This is a genomic window from Rhodococcus sp. SJ-3, assembly GCF_051918125.1.
In the GTDB taxonomy this organism is placed as follows: domain Bacteria; phylum Actinomycetota; class Actinomycetes; order Mycobacteriales; family Mycobacteriaceae; genus Rhodococcus.
The window spans coordinates 3980704-3999804 of sequence record NZ_CM123306.1 but is presented as its reverse complement, the minus strand read 5'-3'; the positions used below and the strand labels follow the sequence as shown (position 1 = coordinate 3999804).

Here is a 19101-nt window from a genome sequence, read left to right as displayed (position 1 = left end):
AGAGAGAGCTTCCACACTTGTCTCTACGCGGAGTCTGCAGTGAACCGCACGTCGTAATGGTCTGCGTCCGGGGCAGCGAACTTCACCAGCTTCATTCCTTCGGTCTCGATTGCCGACCGGTTCGATGCCGTCAGCGAACGCCAGGGCGTCACTTCCACTACCGAGGACCCGCTGCCCGTGGTCAGGCTCGCAATTCCGGCGACCCGGCCACCGACGAGTACCAACGGCGCGATCATCCCGTTCTTCGTCATCGTGCGCCGACGATCGTCGTCCGAGATGAACCGCCGGCGATCGGCGTGCGAGAGCAGCGCGTTGTCGAAAGGAGCGAGGATCCGCACCGGCGCGGGAGTCGACGAGGCAGGGCGAGGGGCGTCGGGCAGGTCGAACAGTTCTACTCCAAGCTCATCGCGGAATGTCGCGAGTTGTGGGCGCAGCCGCTCGACGACCTCCGACAGCCGGGTCAGGCCACACCATGCCTGCACATCGCGGACACTCGCGGGACCGAACGCCGCGAGGTAACGCAGGATGAGCCGATCGGGGCCCGGAAGGTCCGATTCCGGCGGGCCTGCCCACACGTCGAGGGGTGCGAGTCGAGGCGGGCCCGAACGCCCCCACAGCCCGCGAGGCGTGACCTGTACCAGCGGAAGCAGGCCCCGCACACCGTGTGCGAGCGCCGCGGGGTCCTGATCGGGGAAGTGTTCGGCGAGCAGGGGCCGCAGCTCGGCCTGAGTCCGCGGAGTGTCGGACAGGAGATCCCGGCCGACAGACGCGAGCGCCCTCCGATCGACACCGTGCAGGCCTGCGCGGTGGAGCGTGTTGGTGTCGAGGTCCTTGTCGAGCAGCGGTTGCACCCACCGACGCAGTGCATGGGCGTCGGCCGCGGAGACCGCGAACACGGTGCCCCGCATCAGCACGATCCGCACCACCGCCCGGGACTCGAGGAGGGCCGACAGCGACTCGGGACGGAAACCGCGCAGCCGGGTCCAGAGTGCGTAGTAGGGCGGCATCGGTGCCTGTGCCTGCAGGCCAAGCAGGTGTTCGATCATGGTCCGCGGATCCATGTCGCTGCGGCGCAGCAGATGCTGCCGGGCAAGCGTCGCACGGCCCAGCGCACGATCGGTCAGGATGCCGGTGGTCACAGTGCAGCTTGACACACCCGACCGACACGAGCCGGTGTGTCGGGGGTGGACAGGATAGACACAGGTAGGTTTCCTTCGTGCAAGCGGAATGGGACATCGAAGCTCCCGGCGTACTGCAGCTACCGTCAGGGAGGCGCGTACGCGGGCGCGCTCTGCGCGGTCCGCTGCCCGACGGCCCGCTACCGGAGTTCGGTGTGTACCTCCAGGGGCGTCCGCTGGTCGCCCTCGATTGGGATTCCCGTTGGGTTCGCTGGTCCGACTTCCGAGTGCCGTCCGACCCGCAGGACGCGTACGACGCTTTGTACGAGACGTGGGTGCGCGCAGGACGGCAGCGGGTGGAGGTGGCCTGCACCGGTGGGCGCGGACGCACCGGCACCGCGCTCGCCTGCCTCGCGATACTCGACGGTATCCGAGCGAGGGACGCAGTCGCCTTCGTCCGGCGCCACTATCACCCTCGCGCGGTCGAAACCCCGTGGCAGCGCCGGTTCGTCACCCGGTTCCGTTCACTGGGATGAGCGGCGTCGCTTCACACGGACCACTTCGGCTTCGGCTGCAGATGCCTCACGCTCGGCAGTCGTGACTTCCTTTTTGGCCGCCGCGACCGCGCGACGCGCGAACTTGCGCTGTTCTTCGGCGCGGATCAGCTGCTCTTGCAGTGCGTCGACCTCCGCCTCATGGCGGGCGAGCTCCTGCTCCGCCTCTGTCGCAGCAGCGCGCGCTCGCCGGGCCGCGCGGCGGGCGTCCTCGGCCGCGGTGGTGGCCTCGTCCAGTTCGGCTCGCTCTGCGGTGCGCTCGACTCGTGTGGTGGTGTGCTCGGGAACCACACTCAGCTGCGCCGGCGACAGGTTTTCGAAGCCACCCAGCTCACCGAGGCCACTCGGCTCGATGATCGCGTCGAGCCGCCCTGCCCGCACACGGTCGGCGATCGCCGGGTCTGCAAGCGCGGCATTGAGGGTCTGCGTCACCTCCCTCAGTGTGTTCTCGCCGGCCTTCCTCCCCCGTTCGGAGGCGAGTTCGGCGACGTCCCGTTCGAGCGCGGAGATGACCTGCCGTCGCTGCGCCGACAGCCTGCGCAGATCCTGGCCGGACAGTGTTCGCTGCGCGGTACGCAAGGCGTCGCCGAGGTCGAGGAGGACATCGAGTTCGTCGGCCCGCTCGCGTGCCAGCAGGTTCACGAGCCACGCCGCAACAGTCGGTTTGCGGAGCCGGCCTATCGCTGCGGTGAGCTCGCGATCACCCGACTCCCGAGCCTGCGCGACATACTCGGTGCGCGCCGCGATGAACTCCCTGGGATCGAGTCCGTACAGGGAGTCCGCTGCCGAGTCGAGCGTAGGCATGTGACCGAGAGTAGTGGCCGATCACCCCTCAGGCACAGGGACACCCGATCCTCGAAGCAGATGATGCGCGGGCAGCATCATCGCCAAAAGGGCGACCACACACACGACCGAGACCGTCGCGAGCACGGGCCACAGCGGCCCCTGCGGCCAGGGTTGGCCGACGAAACCGATGGCCACCACCGTCATCGGAACCAGCGAGATCACCAGTCCGGTGACGACGGCACCGAGACAGACGAACAGACCTTCCGTCCCCGCCATTGCCAGGAGCTGGCGAGGGGTTGCACCGACGGCCCGCAGCAGCTGCCATTCCCGGCGTCGTCGCAGGGTGGTCACGACGAGGCGGTTGGCTACGCCGATGAGTACGTAGCCCATCAGGACGACGGAAAGCGCGACGCTCAGCGGCCGCGTGGGATCCTGGGACACCGCCCCCGCGGCAGTCGTACGGGTCTCCTCGATCCGCAGTCCGGGTGATCCCGCGACCAGATCCGCGAGCTCGGTTGCGACGCTTGCTTCGTCACCGTTGACGAACACGGCGTCGTATGGGCCTGTCGCCGCCTGTGGGAGCAGGTCCAGTGGCATCACGACGGTGCCGAAACCGACGCCGCGGGAATAGGTCGCGACCACTGTCGGTTCCACAGCGGCCCCATCCGAGAGGATCAGCGGCAGTGTGTCGCCGACGTCGATCCCCGCCATCCGGGAGGTCGCGGAATCCACCGCAACAGAGGCTCCATTGAGCCGGGACAGGTCGCCGTCGACGATCCCGAGATCGAGCACACCGTCGAAGCCGGAACCGACGGCGGACACAGGGTAGGACTCGGCGCGTGTCCGGTCATCGCTCTGGAAGCGTCGTGTCACGGTGGAGCGGATCACGGGAACAGCCGCCGTGACGGAGGGCGCCGCCTCGACTGTGTCGAGCGCCTCCGCGGATACACCCCCGACCTCGGGCGCGGATACCAGCAGATCCGCAAAGGTGCCTTCCTCGACCTCATGATCGATCGTCGCGCTCATGGTCGACTCCGCAAAGAGCTGCGTGGTCGACAACCCGATGGCGAGCGCGAGAACGCTGATGGCACCCCCGGTCCGCACAGCGCGACTTCCCGAATTACGCACAGCCAGCCAGGAACTCGGCGGACTCGCCCGAGAGGCAAGCCACTCACAGCTGCGGGTGACCGCGGCAGGAGCGACCAGCGACACGCCGATGATCGCCAGGAGTGTTCCCGATGCCGCACCGATCAGAGCGGCCTCGCCGCGGGTCACGAGAGGGATGACGGTGGAGGTGGCCGACAGTGCGATGACGACGAACCCCACCCCGGTCCGGATCGGACTCGCGCTGGCCGGTTCGGTCTCGGTCGCGGTGATCGCGTCGACACCAGACATACGGGAGATCCGGAACGACCCGGCGCGCGCCGCCACCTGGACGAGGCCGAGCATCAGAAGCCCGGTTCCCAGCGCGGGGACCGGACTCCAGCTGAGCGACTGACCTGGAACGAGCAATCCCATGGCCACGAGTGGTCCGGTGGCCGCTGCGGAGAGCAGGCTGCCCGCCGTGATGCCCACGAGTACACCGCCGAGCGCACCGCGGGTGGTCCGTCGTGCCGTCATCGACCGGATCTGTTTCGGAGTGGCGCCCACAGCGCGTAACAGCGCCAGTTCACGGGCGCGGTTTGCGACCCCGACCGAAACCGCACCGGCAGTGATGAATCCGACCAGGGTCACCAGAACTCCGGCGACGGACGTGGACGCGGCCAGCAATGTAGCGGAGGCGGCCGCTGCAGCGGGGCGTTCGAGCCGGCCGATACCGTCCCCGGTCGCGACCACGAGATTCCGGTCCGCGACCGTCTTTTCGATCCGCTCGCGGACGACCGCACTGTCGACATCGGCGTCGAACTCGACGGAGAGCAGGTCGGCGGTGTCTCGGGACCGGTGCGAAAGGTCGCGGGCCAGGGTGTCACCGACGAAGATCCCGCCACCGTCGAGATCCGCGATTCCCGTCACCAGCATGTCCCGCGGTTGCCCGCGCAGTATGAGCTGCACTGGATCCCCTACGGAGACACCGGCCAAGGCTGCCAGGTCGGTGGCGAGGACGACGTCGTCGGGACCGGCCGGTGGTGCGCCGGTCACGTCGACCGACCCCCATAAGGAGCCCCACCCGTGCCCGTTGTGCCGTACCGACCCGCCGGGCACCACCCCGCCCTCGCCATCCGGCAGTGCGGCGGGGAAGGTGAAGTCGGCCGCAGCAGCGCGCACACCCGCGATCTCCGAGACCGTACGGACCAGCTCCATCGGAACTCCGACGGGGTCGGGCAGTGCAAGGTCGAAGTCCTCGTCCCGCGTGACGATCTGGTCCCCGCCGATCACCACATCCACTCCGGCGAACCGTTGCGCAGGTACGGGTGAGCGCAGACCGGTCTCGGCCAGTACCGAGCAGAGGGTCACCAAGGCCGCGCCGACCGTCACCGCACAAGTCACCGCGATCGCTTCGCCGGCCCTGCCTGGCAATCGCACCGTCACCCGATCCTCCCGCCCAGTACGCGGGTCAACTCGGCGGCGTCGGGTGCACTCAGTACCTGCTCGATGCGGCCGTCTTCCATCACCACCGCGTCGTGAGCTCTGGCCGCGGCCGCGGGGTCGTGCGTGACCATGACGACGGTCTGCCCCAGGTCCCGCACGAGATCGGTGAGGAGAGACAGGATTCGGTCACCGGTGGCAGGGTCGAGCGCCCCGGTCGGTTCGTCGGCGAAGATCACGTCGGGACGGGTCGCGAGTGCACGGGCCACCGCGACACGCTGTTGCTGCCCACCGGACAGTTCGCCGGGCTTGCGAGAGAGGACGTCGCCCAGGCCCACCCGGTCGACCACCTCCCCCAGCCACGTTCCGTCGCCGGGTGTCTGGGCCAGATGCAGCGGCAGGGTGATGTTCTCTTCGACGGTGAGGGACGGGATCAAGTTGTAGGCCTGGAAGACGAATCCCACTCGTTCCCGCCTGATCCGGGTGCGAGCGGTCTCGCGCAACGTGCTGACCAACGTGTCGCCGATCCACACGCGCCCTCGTGTCGGGGTGTCCAGCCCTGCGGCGCAGTGCAGCAACGTGCTCTTGCCTGATCCGGACCGGCCTACGACCGCGAGGAACGCGCCGCGCGGAACGGTCAGTGTCACGTCGTCGAGGGCGGGCGCTCCGCCCACGCGACGGTACATCTTGGTGACGCCCTCGAACCGCACTGCAGCCGTCACCGGCGACGCATCGTGCTCGTGCGCCGCGGCTGCAGGTGCTGCAGCCGTGTTCACGAGCGCCGCCGCCCCATGTAGCGCATCACCAGCAGAACCAGGCAGACGACGCCGGGAACACCGAACATCAGCGAGAGCAGGACATTGTCCGGCTCGGTGATCGAGACCACCGCGTTCAGCCCGACGAAGACCGCGAGCATGGCCCACAGCATCCCGACCACCCGGTCGGGATGCTCCCCGCGGGGCAACGCACCACCTGTCGTGTCCGGTTCTCCACGGTTCGGTCGGATTCGGTAGGGATCGTCCACGATGTCTCCTTCACGCCACTGTTTCGAGGCCGCTGTTTCGAGGCCGTCGTTCCACTGGGCTCGACGCTATGAGCGGTCGCGACGTCCCGACATCCCGGCGCCTACCGGCTTCCGGTACGGCAGGCTGTACCTTTTCCGCCGACAGTGCACACGCATGGACCTCGCACGCGGAGGCGACATAGTGTCGTCGCACAACCACAACCTCCGCTGCTGGAGAGTCCGAGGAGAACCTGTGCCCGTCGGTGATGCCGTTCGACGAACCGCGCCGCGCGAGAAAGCGGTTGCAGCGGTGAGGAATGCAGCCCACGCGACCAAATGGCTGGTGCTCGGGGCCGGCACTGCTGTGCTGGCACTCTTCGGGGTGAGTGCGCTGATCGTGGTGGGGCTGCTCTGCCTGGTGGGTATCGGAGTGGTTCTGCTCGGACCGGTGCTGACCGTCGTCCGGTCGATCGCGGATCTGGAACGGCGACGACTGAGTGCGCTCGGCCATCCCGTGCGTTCGCCGTACTCCCACATTCCCACAGAATCGCGAGAGGCCTGGCGGTTCCTGCGCTCCGATCCCGGACCTCGACGAGACATCGCATGGATGTGCATCCACGCGACGTTCGGACTCGTCGTCGGCCTGCTGCCGTTGGAACTGCTCTCGAATGCGGTGGAGGAGCTCAGTGCTCCGCTGTGGTGGAGTTCGGTGCCGTCAGGCGGCGCGACCATCCTCGGTGGCTTCGTCACCGTCGACTCGTGGGACGGTGCGCGCTGGGCACTCGTCACCGGTCTCTGCTGGGCGATCCTGTGGTTCGCGTTGCCTCCGCTGCTTCTCCGGGCACAGGTTGCCCCCGGCATCCGGTTGCTGGCCCCGCATCCGGACGTCGACCTGTCCGCACGCGTCGCGGCACTCACCGCAACACGAGCGGCTGCCCTCGACGCGCATGCCGTGGAGTTGCGCCGGATCGAGCGGGCGCTGCACGACGGCGCTCAGAATCGGCTCGTGACCGTCGCCGTACTCACCGGCGCAGCCCGCCAGGCGCTGGCCCGCGACCCGTCCACCGCAGACCCTCTGCTCGAGCGCGCTCAACAGAGCGTCGAGGCGGCCTTGGCGGAGCTGCGCTCGGTGGTGCGCAGCATCCTGCCGCCGGTCCTCGAATCCGATGGCCTGTCGGGAGCCTTGTCGGCGCTGGCAGCGCAGTGCCCGGTGGAGACCCGGGTCGACACACGCGTGATATCGCGATGTCCTGTGGCCCTCGAAGCCATCGCCTATTACACAGTGGCCGAGGCGCTCACCAATGTCACCCGCCACAGTGGGGCACGGCGAGCGGAGGTGCGAGTGCGGCAGCGAGGCGACGAGCTCGTGATCGAGGTGGAAGACGACGGTTCCGGCGGTGCTGTCATCGGGCACGGATCCGGGCTGGCCGGAATCCGGGGACGCATCGAGGCCCACGACGGGGCGATGCGGGTGCACAGTCCGGCCGGCGGGCCGACGATCGTGGAAGCGGTGATCCCGTGCGGATAGTGGTGGCCGAAGACGACGCGTTGCTGAGGGAAGGGCTCGTGCTGTTGCTGCGCGGCGAGGGGCTGGACGTCGTTACGGCGGTGGGCGATCCCGAGGCACTCCTCTACGCCGTCGAAGAGCACCGCCCGGACGTCGCGATCGTCGACGTCCGGATGCCGCCGACCCACACCGATGAGGGGATCCGGGCAGCCGTCGCGGCCCGGGCGGCCCATCCCGATCTCGCGGTTCTGGTGCTTTCGGCCTACGTGGAGCAGAGTTTCGCCACCGAACTGCTTGCGGGCGGAGCCGACCGCACCGGATACCTGCTCAAAGAACGCGTCGGGCGGGTCGGCACGTTCATGGAGGCGCTGCACCGAGTTGCCCGCGGTGGCACTGCGATCGATCCCGAAGTAGTGGCGCAGCTCTTTGCGCGGCAACGCGCGGCCGACCGACTCTCCGACCTGACCACGCGAGAACGGGAAGTACTGGCCGTGATGGCCGAAGGACTGGGCAACGGTGCGATAGCGACACGGCTGTTCATCACGGAAAATGCTGTCCACAAGCACATTCGGAACATCTTCGCCAAACTCGGCCTGTATGCCGGCGACGACTCCGACCGGCGAGTCGTCGCCGTGCTCCGGCATCTCGAAGCGACCGGCAGGCCCGGCTGAAGTGTGCGGGCGCGCCTACAAGGCCAGCTTCGCGAGCAGGTCGCGTGCCGTCTCTGCACTACGCGGCTCGCACAGCACGTCGTAGCGTCCCGCGACCAGCTGCATCGTCGACGAGAAGTCGCGCTGCCCTCGCGTTGCTGCGTACGGGATCGTCGCCGAGATCAACCCGAAGATGATGCCGCCGACGAGACCCACGAGCAGCGGCCCCAGGAAGTCGGTGGAGAAGATCCCGAGCAGCAGACCGAAGAACAGGCCGAGCCACGCACCGGAGACGATGCCGCCGCCGATCACCTTGGCCCACGTCAGCCGACCCGTGACGCGCTCGACCTGCATCAGGTCGACGCCGACGATCGTGACGTCCTCGACCGAGAAGTTCTGATCGGACAGGTGGTCGACGGCGCGCTGCGCTTCTGCGTATGTCGAGTACGAACCGACAGGCCATCCGCTCGGCGGTTCAGGCAGTCCCGGCGCCTGACGTCCGGGCCCCATGGGATTCGTCATTCTGGCTCCTTCTCGTTGCAGTCCGTGTCCATTCTGCCGGGATCCGCCTACTTCGGCGGCTCGAACGAGGTGGTCCGGGTCATCCCCGCGGCACGGCCCTTCGCCGAGATGACGAGGGCCATCTTCCGGCTCGCTTCGTCGATCATCTCGTCACCGAGCATCGCGGCGCCGCGCGCGCCGCCCGCTGCGGAGGTGTGCCACTCGTAGGCGTCGAGAATCATCTCCGCCTTGTCGTAGTCCTCCTGCCGCGGGCTGAACACCTCGTTGGCAGCATCGATCTGGCTGGGGTGCAGCACCCACTTGCCGTCGAATCCGAGCGCTGCCGAGCGCTGCGCCGATCGGCGGAACGCCTCGACGTCGCGAATCTGCAGGTACGGTCCGTCGATAGCCTGAAGTCCGTGTGCCCGCGCGGCCATCAGGATCGTCATGAGGATGTGGTGGTAAGCGTCACCGCGGTCGTAGCCCTCGGGCTGTTCGCCCACGACGAGAGTGCGCATGTTGATGCTCGCCATGAAGTCGGCGGGGCCGAACACGAGGGTCTGCACGCGAGGACTGGCCGTCGCGATCTCGTTGATGTTCGTCAGCCCCAGCGCATCCTCGATCTGCGGTTCGATCCCGATCCGCCCGACCTCGAGTCCGTGTGCCTTCTCCACCTGGGTGAGCAGCAGATCGAGCGCCTTCACGTGGCTCGCGTCCGGCACCTTGGGCAGCAGGATCGCGTCGAGATGCGCGCCCGCGCCACCGACGACGGTGGACACATCGAGGTAGGTGGCGTCGGTCGTCCAGTCGTTGACACGTACGACTTTGAGCTGGTCACCCCAACCGTCTTCGTTCAGCGCTTCGACAATGGTCGTGCGCGCCTGTTCCTTGGCGAGCGGCGATACGGCGTCCTCGAGATCGAGGAAGAGCGCGTCGGCAGGCAACCCCTTGGCCTTGTCGATCATCTTCCGGCTGCTGCCCGGAACCGCAAGTACTGACCGTCGGGGCCTGAATGAGAACGACATGGGGTGACCGAGCCTCCGTGTTCCGTGATCGACATACCTAGCCTCTAGCCTGGCAATCATGGCAGCAGTGAGCAAGGTATTCGCAGCGAGGCTGGCGGGCCTGGTCGTGCTCGGCCCCGACGGCGAATCGATCGGTCGTGTCCGCGACGTCGTGCTCACCATACGAATAGGCCGTCAGCCTCCGCGCGTGCTCGGCCTGGTCGTCGAGCTTCCCACCAGGAAACGGATCTTCGTTCCGATGCTGCGGGTGACGGCGATCGCGCCGGGTTCGGTCACGCTCGTCACCGGCAACGTGAGCCTTCGCAGGTTCACTCAGCGTCCCTCCGAGGTGCTCGCCCTCGCGCAGGTGCTCGACTCCCGCGTGCGCGTCGACGACCCGGAGCTCTCCGACCTCCAGGGAGCGGACGTCACCGTCGTCGATCTCGGGATCGATCTCACCCGCAGCCGGGATTGGCTGGTCTCGCGTGTCGCGGTGCGACGGCATCGGGGACGGCTGGCGCGTCGCGCGCCCGTGCACGTCGTGGAGTGGCAGCACGTGCACGGCCTGACTCAGCAGGCCCTCGCTCTACCCGGGCAGGGTGTCTCACAGTTGCTGCTCCAGTTCGAGGACATGCGTCCCGCCGACGTCGCCAACGTGTTGCGCGATCTCCCGATCAAACGCCGCAACGAAGTAGCCGCCGCACTCGACGACGAACGACTCGCCGACATCGTCCAAGAGCTACCGGCAGACGACCAGACGGATCTCCTCAAACACCTCGAGGTCGACCGTGCCGTCGACGTTCTCGAGGCCATGGACCCGGACGACGTCGCCGATCTGATGGGCGAGCTGCCGGAGACCGACGCCGAATGGTTCCTTCAGCGCATGAACCCGGAAGATTCCGAGCCGGTGCGCCGCCTGCTCGAACACTCTCCCGACACCGCGGGCGGCCTGATGACTCCGGAGCCGGTCGTTCTGACTCCGGCGACCACGGTCGCCGAGGCACTCGCTCGGGCACGCAATCCGGATCTGACCCCCGCACTGGCGTCGATGGTGTTCGTGGTCCGCCCCCCGACCGCGACACCGACCGGCCGCTATCTGGGTTGCGTTCATCTGCAACGATTGCTTCGAGAACCGCCGGCAAGCCTCGTCGGCGGTGTCATCGACAACGATCTCCCGCGACTCGATCCCGAGGATTCTCTGGCTTCGGTAACGCGTTACTTCGCGACGTACAACCTGGTGTGCGCTCCGGTCGTGGACGACGAGCAGCACCTGCTCGGTGCGGTGAGTGTCGACGACGTGCTCGACCATCTGTTGCCCGAGGACTGGCGTGAAGAGGAGGAAGAGGATGAGTGACCGCAACCCGTTGGGCACACAGCGGCTCGAGACTCCCCGTACCTCCCGGTTCCGGGTGAACTTCGATGTGGAGGCCGTCGGCCGCGTCAGCGAGTCGATCGCACGATTCCTCGGCACCGGCCGCTACCTGGCGATCCAGACGATCGTGGTGATCGTCTGGATTGTGCTCAATGTCTTCGCGGTGAGCCTGCAGTGGGATCCGTATCCGTTCATCCTGCTCAATCTCGCGTTCTCGACGCAGGCCGCGTATGCGGCGCCGCTGATCCTGCTCGCCCAGAACAGGCAGGAGAACCGCGACCGGGTGTCGCTCGAGGAAGACCGGACACGGGCCGAGCAAACGAAGGCCGACACCGAGTTCCTCGCACGTGAGCTTGCGGCGTTGCGACTTGCCGTCGGCGAGGTCGCGACACGCGACTATCTGCGACGAGAACTGGAAGACCTGAAGACTCTGATCATCGATGCCGACAAGGGCGACGAGGTCGGTCCCGGTCCGGTGAGGCCACCGCGACGCTGAGGACATCCGATACCGCAACGTCCGGTTGCACATAACCCGAACCCGTTCTGTAATGTGCGTCACAACAGTGGTGACGTAGGTTCGGTCGAAGGTGGGGTGTCCAGGTGCGCTGGCAAACGACTCTGATTGTTGTTCCGTTGCTCGCTGCAGCAGGTTTCGCCGCGACAGCCTCGGCGCCCGCACCGAGCGGCGCCGCGGCCGATCTCGAACCCGCGCACACCGCCGCCGTACGGAATGTGGGCGTTCTGCCCGCCGAGCCGGCGACCCCGCAGGCGATGCGCAATCCGTCCGCAGCCACCGGCGACCCGACGGATCCGCTGTCACAGACGCCCCCTGCGATGCCCGGTGACGGGTTCGCCATACTCGGCGACGGCCCCCTCGCAATCCCTGAACTCGTGTTCTACGCATACCGCGCCGCCGAGATGCAGCTCGCGATCAATTCGCCGGAGTGCGGACTGTCGTGGCATCTGCTGGCAGCGATCGGGCGCCTCGAATCGAATCATGCCGACAACGGGCGAACAGACGTCCTCGGCACACTCGCCACAGCACGGACGACACCCGACGGCCGCGTCGGCCCGATGCAGCTTCCGGCCGGCGCGTGGGAGCGATTCCCCTCGGACGGAAACGTCGACGGAGTGACGGACCCGCAGAACGTGTTCGATGCGACACTCGCAGCGGGGGCGTGGGCCTGCGCGGACGGCGCGCCCGCGCGAGACGAAGCAGGCGAAGCGCGGGTCGCCGCAATGTTCGATCCCTCCCCCGAGTACCTGGCGAATGTCCAGAAATGGTCTGCCGCCTACAAGAAGGGCGCAGAGGTGGCCCCGGCAGTCCCTGCGGTACCACCGACCGCTGTCCCCACCCCTCCGGTCGTGCCGATGCCCACCACCGACGCTGCCGCTCCTGCCACACCGGACACGAACGATGAGCAGGCCACCGAGGCGACCACTCCTGCCGCGCCGGGCCTGCCCATGATGACGATTCCGGAACTGCCGGAAATACCCTGCCTCGTCCCCACCCTCTGCGAGCCGTGACATTCAAGAGCGGGACATTCCAGCAGTGACATTCCCCGGACGCTCCCACCCGAAGTCGGACATTCCCACCCGTCGACCTGTTACTAAAATCACATACACATAACGGACGCATCCTCCCCTCCGCGGCCACTCGATCCCCTCGCAGGCGCCTCGACCGCGGGTTTTCGATTTCCGTCGCCACCGGCGATGACGCCGGCCCCGAGTATCCGTAAACCTGCGTTACATCACGGTTGAGTAACGGAAGCGCATCGAATCCTGTAGTGTCGGCCCGGCCATATAACGGAGGCATCTCGACGAGATGCCCGAGGGAGGTAGTAGTGGGCCGGCACGCTAAGCCATTGGATTCGAAACTCCGTCGCAATTCCGTCATTGCCATGACGGGGTTGGTGCCGGTGGGCTTGGTTGCCGCAGCCGCCACCACCGCGGGCGCATCGCCCCGCACCCTGCTCGGGATCCACCAGCACGAAACCGAGCCTGCAACTGCTGCGACGCCGATCGACGACATCGCCGCGGCCGTGAACTCGATCGATATCCCGCAGGTCACCGCGGTCGCCCAGAATGTCATGCTCGCTCCGGAGCCCGCTGCCGCGCCCACACCGAAGGCCGCTCCCGCGCCGGAACCCGAGCCCAAGGTCCTGCACGAAGGCCCCCTCGGAATTCCCGGCATCAACTTCGACGCCTACCTCAACGCCGAACGGATCCTCAACGAGGAAAATCCCGGCTGTGGCATGTACTGGACGTTGCTCGCGGGAATCGGCCGCGTCGAATCCGGGCATGCCAACGGAGGCCAGGCCGACGATCTCGGAAACCTCAACGAGCCCGTGATCGGCCTTCCGCTCAACGGCAGCCTCCCCGGCCAGGCCGTGATCCACGACACGGACGGCGGCGTCCTCGACGGCGATTCCGTATACGACCGGGCCGTGGGGCCGATGCAGTTCATCCCCACCACGTGGACCCAGTACGCGGGCGACGGCAACGGTGACGGCAAGTCCGATCCCCAGAACCTCTACGACTCCACCCTGACCACCGCGCGCTACCTGTGCGACGGTGGCCTCGACATGCGTAACCTCGCGCACTCGACGAAAGCCATCCACCGCTACAACAACTCGATGGCGTACGTCGCGAACGTCCTCGCCTGGTCTGCCGCCTACTCCACCGGCATCACACCCAGCGCTGCCGACCTGCCGCGGATCCACTGAACCACCGCCACCTACCATGGTCACCATGGCAGTCCTTGAGTCCGACATCCGAAGCGCGCTCGCACGGGTCCAGGATCCGGAGATCCGCAAGCCCATCACGGACCTCGGAATGGTCAAGAGCGTCGAAATCCGCGACGACAGCAGTGTCGACATCGAGGTGTATCTCACGACGGCCGCGTGCCCGATGCGTACCGAGATCACCGATCGGGTCACCAAGGCCGTAGCCGACGTGGCGGGCGTGGGCGAGATCCGAGTGACCCTCGACGTGATGAACGACGAGCAGCGCACGGCCCTTCGCAAGTCCCTTCGCGGTGACTCCACCGAACCCGTCATCCCGTTCGCTCAGCCCGGTTCGCTCACCCGCGTCTACGCGGTGGCCTCCGGCAAGGGCGGCGTCGGCAAATCGTCGGTCACCGTCAACCTCGCAGCTGCGATGGCCGATCGCGGGCTGTCCGTAGGTGTGCTCGATGCCGACATCTACGGCCACTCGATCCCCCGCATGCTCGGCACGTCCGCGAAGCCCACCCAGGTGGAACGGATGATCGTGCCGCCCATCGCGCACGAAGTGAAGATGATTTCGATCGCCCAGTTCACCGAGGGGAACACCCCGGTGGTATGGCGCGGCCCCATGCTCCACCGGGCACTGCAGCAGTTCCTCGCCGATGTCTTCTGGGGCGATCTCGACGTGCTGCTGCTGGACCTCCCGCCCGGTACGGGCGACGTCGCGATCTCGGTTGCGCAGCTGATCCCCAACGCGGAGATCCTCGTGGTGACCACCCCGCAGCAGGCAGCAGCGGAGGTCGCCGAGCGTGCCGGCTCGATTGCCTTGCAGACCCGTCAGCGCATCGCGGGCGTTGTCGAGAACATGTCGTGGCTCGAACTACCCGACGGCACCAAGATGGATGTCTTCGGTACCGGCGGCGGCCAGGCAGTCGCAGAGCGGCTCTCACGCGCAGTCGGAGCCGAGGTGCCACTGCTGGGCCAGATCCCCCTCGACCCTGCGATCCGTGAGGCGGGCGACGCGGGCACCCCGATCGTCCTCAGCGCACCGGATTCCGCACCGGGCATCGCGATGCGGGAGATCGCCGAGAAACTCGCCGTGCGTCGTCGTGGTCTGGCAGGCATGTCACTGGGGATCGACACCACCCGGCATCTCTGAGCCGCAGAGAAGCAGCACCGCCCCTCAGGGACGCAGAGCCCCTCCTCGGGGCGAGGACACTACGTCGCGTCGGGATCGATCGGCGGAATCTCGCCCGGAGCGAGGGGCTTCGACATGTCCGGCCGCGAAGGCGCCGAACTGCGAGGGCCCCCACCGGGCCCATTGGCCGTCGGGGAATCGAAGTTGCCCGTGAGGATCGAGTCGTCGCCGTCGAGAAGATGCTTGGTGATGACGGCCTTCGGCGTCATGCCCCGCAGCTGGTTGAGATCGGACAGCGGCTTCTGAAGATCGTCGAATTCGGGCCCGAGTTCGTCCTTGAGCTGCTGACGGGCACCCGACGCATACTCACGCACCTGCCGAAGTGACTTGGTCACCCACGACACCGCACCCGGAAGTCGCTCCGGACCGAGGACCACGAGGGCCGCGATGAGGAGGACCATGAACTCGCCCCAACCGATGTTGCCGAACACGGCACCAGACTACGTGGTCCACGCAGGATTGCAGCACCCACAGCAGATGTCACAATCCCTCATGATCAATCCGATACCGGTGTGACCTCGATGTCGACCAGGCGGCCCTCACGCACCAACTGCACGGTGACCGGCTGATCCATCGCCTGCAGATGAACTGCGACGACGAGTTCGTCCGCGCTCGTGACCTCTCGGTCGCCGACCTTGACGATCACGTCGCCTTCGACGATGCCTGCCTGCTGAGCCGGGCTCCCCTGCTGCACATTGGCCACCTCGGCGCCACTGGCAACATCGTTGACAACGGTCCGAGCATTCACACCGATCTCAGGATGATGCATCACACCGTCGGTGATGAGCGCCTGCGAAACCTCGGTGACGGTATCGATCGGGATCGCGAAGCCCAGACCGACCGATCCGCCGGTCTCCGACTTGATCGCCGAGTTGATGCCGATGACCCGGCCTTCCGAGTCGATGAGCGGTCCACCCGAATTACCCGGGTTGATGGCCGCGTCGGTCTGCACGGCGTCGATGACCGCGTCGGTGTCGGTGCCCTGTCCGTTCAACCGCATGGGCCGATGCAGCGCACTGACGATGCCACGCGTGACGGTCTTGTTCAGGCCGAGGGGCGAACCGACCGCGACGACGTCCTCGCCGACCTGGACGTCCTCGGAACGGCCGAGTTCGGCGACGACCAGATTGTCGACATCATCAACCTTCAGGATCGCCAGATCGGTCTTGATGTCGCGCCCCACGATCGACGCAGGCACCTTCGTACCGTCGTTGAACGACACTTGCACGTTGGCTTCGGGATTGTTCGCGGCCATCGACACCACGTGGTTGTTGGTAGCGATGTAGCCTTCCCCGTCGATCACGACACCTGATCCGGTTCCGGCGTCCTGGCCGAGCGTGACCTGGATCGACACGACCGCGGGCAGGACGGCGTCGGCAACCTGGGCGACAGTGCCGGTCGGGACATCCTCGCCTGCCGCAACCTGCGTCAGCGATACACCGCGACTGGTCAGCGATCCGTTCTCGGACAGCATCAGAGCGACGACGAGCCCGCCGACCATTCCGATGACGACGGCTACGGCGGCGAGAGTGGCGAGGGCACGTGGCTCGACGCGACGGTCGAAGAGCACTTCCCGAAGAGCCAATTTGCGTGCGGGCGGCAGTTCGTCCGGCGCCGTGTCCGCAATGGGAGGACCGAGTCGCACGGCCGAATCCGGGTTGCGCCACGGGTCGGGCGGCGTCGTCTCGGCAGGGCCTTCGTCGGGGTCCCCTGGCGGGCGCTGAAGAGTATCGACACTCTCGTCGGGACGTCCGTACGCTTCCGCGAAGATCGGATCGGCCGGAGGCGCATGCTGGATCCGCGGGTCGGGTGTCCGGTCTCGGGAGCTCCCGCCGAAGGAACCGACGGCACCGGCAGGCCGACCGAAGACCTGCGCAGCGGACGGGTCGACGATAGGCCGATACACGGGCCTTGGTTCGAGGCGCGGCGCATCGACGGGTCTTGCAATCTCCCCGGACCGACCCGAAGCGGCATCGGGCATACCGTCGGCGGGCGCAGTGTCGTTGTCGCCGACCCTGTTGTCGCCGGTCCCGGCGTCGCCTCGCCCGTTACGTTGCACACCCGTCCGTTGCACAGAATCGCCGCTCACGCGTGTCCGTCTCCCCCGTGTAGGTCCGTCACGCAGCCCAGTATCACCGATGGCACTGTCTCTGCTGCTACCGCCTGCTCGCTGTCACCGACGACGGCGGATCGACCACCGGCGTGTGGCGCTCCACGGATCCTGGGCGGCGGCGTCGAACAGACCTCCCGGACCCGACAGACGAGTAGGGTCGGTGCCCGGCTTGTCACAGAGATGGCTGGGAATGTTGCTCAGCGCCCCGAGCAGCGAGGACGGCATCGCCGGGGCCTGACGGGCCGCCGACCGCAATGCGCGACGGGCCTGTTCCTGCGCTTCGACCTCGGTCGCGCATTCGCCACAGATGGACAGATGCTGTGCGGCGCGGAGGTACGCCGACATCCGGAGCTCTCCGTCGACGAATGCGGCAACGGCTTCGCTGGCCAGGTGCTCCGTAGAACCGAACCTGCGAGGTGGTTGCACCATCGTCATCAAATCCTCCTGGCGGCTACCCCGCATCGACGCGACCGACTTCGACCTTCCCATGCTCGCGCAGGTGCTCGCGCAGCGCCTGGCGACCCCGGTGGATACGACTACGCACCGTACCGAGCTTCACCCCCAGTGTGGCACCGATCTCTTCGTACGAGAGTCCCTCGATGTCACAGAGCACCACCGCGGCACGGTACTCCGGTGCCAGCGAGTCCAGTGCGGACTGCAGATCGGCACCGAGGCGAGCGTCGTGGTAGATCTCCTCGGGGTTCGGCCCGTGGGCCGGTACCCGATCGTAGTCCTCCGGCAGCGCTTCCATCCGGATGCGATTCCGGCGGCGCACCATGTCCAGGAAGAGGTTCGTGGTGATTCGATGCAGCCAGCCCTCGAAAGTGCCCGGCTGGTAGTCCTGCAGTGAACGGAACACCCTGATGAATGTGTCCTGGGTGATATCTTCGGCGTCCTGTGCGTTGCCGGAAAGTCGGTAGGCAAGCCGGTACACGCGGTCGCCGTGCTGACGGACCAGCTCGTCCCATGACGGCATGGAAGCACGATCACCGGTGGCATCGAACACTGCTGTTCCACTCATATCGGTGTCGGCAGACGTGCACACGTCGGAGGTGGGGACGGTATCGGATCTTTGCATGTGGATCGGTGGATCCTCCTCTTCGGGACCGCTGATCGAAAAAAACGACATTCTTCCGGTGGTCAACGCTCGGACGCGGGAATCTATTTCCGCTGGTGCCCCTTCGTCGACCTTTCCGATAGGTCTTGCGCAATCGTCGAACCGGCGGTCTGTTGCGTATCCGACCATTACTTTTCACCACAGCGATGTGGACGCCGTATGAGTACCCTGAAAGTCAGCTGAGAAACCACGAACGCGGGATTCTGGGGCGCGCCTGCCTGCACTGATGCGGTCGCGACGATAGCCTCATCAGGGTGCAGACCAATGCCGACCGGATCCTGGCCCACGCGGAGAATGTCGTCGTCGAGGACGATGCCCTCGTCAACGCGCGCGAACGCGCCCTCGATCTCGGCGCCGAACCCGTATCTCCGTCCGTGGGCGCAGCGTTGTCGCTGTTCGCGCGCATGCTCGATGCGCGCACCGTCGTCGAGATCGGCACCGGCGCCGGTGTCAGCGGCCTGTGGTTGCTCCACGGACTCCGCGAGGACGGCGTCCTCACCACCATCGACAGCGAACCCGAGCACCAGCGGGCCGCCAAGATCGCGTTCCGTGACGGCGGGATGGTCGCCTCCCGAACCCGGCTGATCAACGGCCGGGCACTCGACGTGCTGCCTCGCCTCGCGGATTCCGGATACGACCTCGTCTTCGTCGACGCCACCCCCGCCGACCATCCGCACTTCGTCCGGGAAGGCGTACGGCTGCTCAGGCCCGGCGGGGTCATCGTGCTGCACAATGCACTGCTCGACGGGCGTGTCGCAGACCCGGCAGCGCGAGACTCGACGGTGCTCGCTGTTCGTGAGGCGGCCCGTGCCATCTCTCAGGACGACCGGCTTGCTCCTGTGGTCCTGCCTCTCGGTGACGGACTGCTGTGCGCTGTGCGTATGAGCTGAGCGCCGCGCACAGCCGTGCGTATGAGCTGGGCACCG

General features: G+C 67.0%; 20 protein-coding genes. 9 read left to right on the top strand and 11 right to left on the bottom strand.

Features of this window, described 5'->3' with window-relative positions; translation table 11 throughout:
- Positions 1-23: 23 nt before the first annotated feature.
- Complete coding sequence (locus ACTDXD_RS18705) at positions 24-1139, bottom strand: winged helix DNA-binding domain-containing protein (RefSeq protein WP_440123774.1); 1116 nt, start codon at positions 1137-1139, stop codon at positions 24-26.
- Positions 1140-1216: 77 nt separating this feature from the next.
- Between ACTDXD_RS18705 and ACTDXD_RS18700 the strand changes: the two genes are divergently transcribed.
- Positions 1217-1654: a protein-tyrosine phosphatase family protein gene (locus ACTDXD_RS18700; RefSeq protein ID WP_440123773.1), complete on the top strand. Its 438-nt coding sequence runs from the start codon at positions 1217-1219 to the stop codon at positions 1652-1654.
- Here ACTDXD_RS18700 and ACTDXD_RS18695 read toward each other — a convergent pair.
- Genes ACTDXD_RS18695 through ACTDXD_RS18680 form a run of 4 tightly spaced genes read right to left on the bottom strand, consistent with a single transcriptional unit; the run spans position 1643 to position 6008 of the window.
- On the bottom strand, positions 1643-2476 hold the full coding sequence (locus tag ACTDXD_RS18695; RefSeq protein WP_440123772.1) for a hypothetical protein: 834 nt from the start codon (positions 2474-2476) through the stop codon (positions 1643-1645). The two genes, ACTDXD_RS18700 and ACTDXD_RS18695, sit on opposite strands and share 12 nt — an antisense overlap.
- Before the next feature lie 21 nt (positions 2477-2497).
- A complete protein-coding gene (locus ACTDXD_RS18690) occupies positions 2498-4987 on the bottom strand; it encodes an FtsX-like permease family protein (protein WP_440123771.1) in 2490 nt (829 codons plus the stop codon).
- Positions 4984-5760 (bottom strand): ABC transporter ATP-binding protein, encoded by a 777-nt coding sequence (locus ACTDXD_RS18685; RefSeq protein WP_440123770.1) that lies wholly within the window; start codon positions 5758-5760, stop codon positions 4984-4986. Before ACTDXD_RS18685 ends, ACTDXD_RS18690 begins: the two co-directional genes overlap by 4 nt.
- The gene (locus tag ACTDXD_RS18680; RefSeq protein WP_440123769.1) at positions 5757-6008 is read right to left on the bottom strand and encodes a hypothetical protein; all 252 of its coding nucleotides are present in this window, start codon (positions 6006-6008) and stop codon (positions 5757-5759) included. Before ACTDXD_RS18680 ends, ACTDXD_RS18685 begins: the two co-directional genes overlap by 4 nt.
- A 232-nt stretch (positions 6009-6240) precedes the next feature.
- Here ACTDXD_RS18680 and ACTDXD_RS18675 point away from each other — a divergent pair, with 232 nt between their 5' ends.
- Both ACTDXD_RS18675 and ACTDXD_RS18670 read left to right on the top strand, forming a co-directional pair.
- Positions 6241-7515, top strand: coding sequence for a sensor histidine kinase (locus ACTDXD_RS18675; protein ID WP_440123768.1), 1275 nt, complete (start codon positions 6241-6243; stop codon positions 7513-7515).
- Entirely contained in the window at positions 7506-8165 is a 660-nt protein-coding gene (locus ACTDXD_RS18670; protein WP_440123767.1) for a response regulator, read from the top strand. Before ACTDXD_RS18675 ends, ACTDXD_RS18670 begins: the two co-directional genes overlap by 10 nt.
- A gap of 15 nt (positions 8166-8180) precedes the next feature.
- Here the strand turns inward: ACTDXD_RS18670 and ACTDXD_RS18665 are convergent, their stop codons facing one another.
- Both ACTDXD_RS18665 and ACTDXD_RS18660 read right to left on the bottom strand, forming a co-directional pair.
- Positions 8181-8666, bottom strand: coding sequence for a general stress protein (locus ACTDXD_RS18665; RefSeq protein ID WP_440123766.1), 486 nt, complete (start codon positions 8664-8666; stop codon positions 8181-8183).
- A gap of 47 nt (positions 8667-8713) precedes the next feature.
- Positions 8714-9670 carry an HpcH/HpaI aldolase/citrate lyase family protein gene (locus ACTDXD_RS18660; RefSeq protein ID WP_440123765.1) on the bottom strand — a complete coding sequence of 319 codons (957 nt, stop codon included), beginning with the start codon at positions 9668-9670 and terminating at the stop codon, positions 8714-8716.
- Positions 9671-9728: 58 nt separating this feature from the next.
- Between ACTDXD_RS18660 and ACTDXD_RS18655 the strand changes: the two genes are divergently transcribed.
- From ACTDXD_RS18655 to ACTDXD_RS18635, 5 genes are all read left to right on the top strand, one after another.
- Positions 9729-11003, top strand: a complete 1275-nt coding sequence (locus tag ACTDXD_RS18655; RefSeq protein WP_440123764.1) for a magnesium transporter MgtE N-terminal domain-containing protein — start codon at positions 9729-9731, stop codon at positions 11001-11003.
- Positions 10996-11517, top strand: coding sequence for a DUF1003 domain-containing protein (locus ACTDXD_RS18650; RefSeq protein WP_440123763.1), 522 nt, complete (start codon positions 10996-10998; stop codon positions 11515-11517). Before ACTDXD_RS18655 ends, ACTDXD_RS18650 begins: the two co-directional genes overlap by 8 nt.
- A gap of 104 nt (positions 11518-11621) precedes the next feature.
- On the top strand, positions 11622-12548 hold the full coding sequence (locus ACTDXD_RS18645) for a hypothetical protein (protein WP_440123762.1): 927 nt from the start codon (positions 11622-11624) through the stop codon (positions 12546-12548).
- A gap of 317 nt (positions 12549-12865) precedes the next feature.
- Complete coding sequence (locus ACTDXD_RS18640) at positions 12866-13747, top strand: lytic transglycosylase domain-containing protein (protein ID WP_440123761.1); 882 nt, start codon at positions 12866-12868, stop codon at positions 13745-13747.
- Positions 13748-13772: 25 nt separating this feature from the next.
- Positions 13773-14906: an Mrp/NBP35 family ATP-binding protein gene (locus ACTDXD_RS18635; protein ID WP_440123760.1), complete on the top strand. Its 1134-nt coding sequence runs from the start codon at positions 13773-13775 to the stop codon at positions 14904-14906.
- A 59-nt stretch (positions 14907-14965) separates the two neighbouring features.
- On the opposite strand, the gene tatB is transcribed toward ACTDXD_RS18635, so the two are convergent.
- From tatB to sigE, 4 genes are all read right to left on the bottom strand, one after another.
- The gene (tatB, locus tag ACTDXD_RS18630; RefSeq protein ID WP_440123759.1) at positions 14966-15376 is read right to left on the bottom strand and encodes a Sec-independent protein translocase protein TatB; all 411 of its coding nucleotides are present in this window, start codon (positions 15374-15376) and stop codon (positions 14966-14968) included.
- Between the two features lie 65 nt (positions 15377-15441).
- The gene (locus ACTDXD_RS18625; RefSeq protein ID WP_440127699.1) at positions 15442-16926 is read right to left on the bottom strand and encodes a trypsin-like peptidase domain-containing protein; all 1485 of its coding nucleotides are present in this window, start codon (positions 16924-16926) and stop codon (positions 15442-15444) included.
- A gap of 192 nt (positions 16927-17118) precedes the next feature.
- Positions 17119-17493 (bottom strand): zf-HC2 domain-containing protein, encoded by a 375-nt coding sequence (locus tag ACTDXD_RS18620; protein ID WP_440123758.1) that lies wholly within the window; start codon positions 17491-17493, stop codon positions 17119-17121.
- A 16-nt stretch (positions 17494-17509) separates the two neighbouring features.
- Complete coding sequence (sigE, locus tag ACTDXD_RS18615) at positions 17510-18136, bottom strand: RNA polymerase sigma factor SigE (RefSeq protein WP_440123757.1); 627 nt, start codon at positions 18134-18136, stop codon at positions 17510-17512.
- A gap of 293 nt (positions 18137-18429) precedes the next feature.
- On the opposite strand from sigE, the gene ACTDXD_RS18610 reads away from it, so the two are divergent.
- Positions 18430-19065, top strand: coding sequence for an O-methyltransferase (locus ACTDXD_RS18610; protein WP_440123756.1), 636 nt, complete (start codon positions 18430-18432; stop codon positions 19063-19065).
- Positions 19066-19101: the final 36 nt, after the last annotated feature.

Coding starts and splice junctions, on each gene's coding strand:
- sigE (WP_440123757.1), bottom strand. CDS start 18,136: ATGCAAAGATCCGATACCGTCCCCACCTCCGACGTGTGCACGTCTGCC.
- ACTDXD_RS18695 (WP_440123772.1), bottom strand. CDS start 2,476: ATGCCTACGCTCGACTCGGCAGCGGACTCCCTGTACGGACTCGATCCC.
- ACTDXD_RS18650 (WP_440123763.1), top strand. CDS start 10,996: ATGAGTGACCGCAACCCGTTGGGCACACAGCGGCTCGAGACTCCCCGT.
- ACTDXD_RS18660 (WP_440123765.1), bottom strand. CDS start 9,670: ATGTCGTTCTCATTCAGGCCCCGACGGTCAGTACTTGCGGTTCCGGGC.
- ACTDXD_RS18620 (WP_440123758.1), bottom strand. CDS start 17,493: ATGACGATGGTGCAACCACCTCGCAGGTTCGGTTCTACGGAGCACCTG.
- ACTDXD_RS18655 (WP_440123764.1), top strand. CDS start 9,729: ATGGCAGCAGTGAGCAAGGTATTCGCAGCGAGGCTGGCGGGCCTGGTC.
- ACTDXD_RS18665 (WP_440123766.1), bottom strand. CDS start 8,666: ATGACGAATCCCATGGGGCCCGGACGTCAGGCGCCGGGACTGCCTGAA.
- ACTDXD_RS18635 (WP_440123760.1), top strand. CDS start 13,773: ATGGCAGTCCTTGAGTCCGACATCCGAAGCGCGCTCGCACGGGTCCAG.
- ACTDXD_RS18625 (WP_440127699.1), bottom strand. CDS start 16,926: ATGCCCGATGCCGCTTCGGGTCGGTCCGGGGAGATTGCAAGACCCGTC.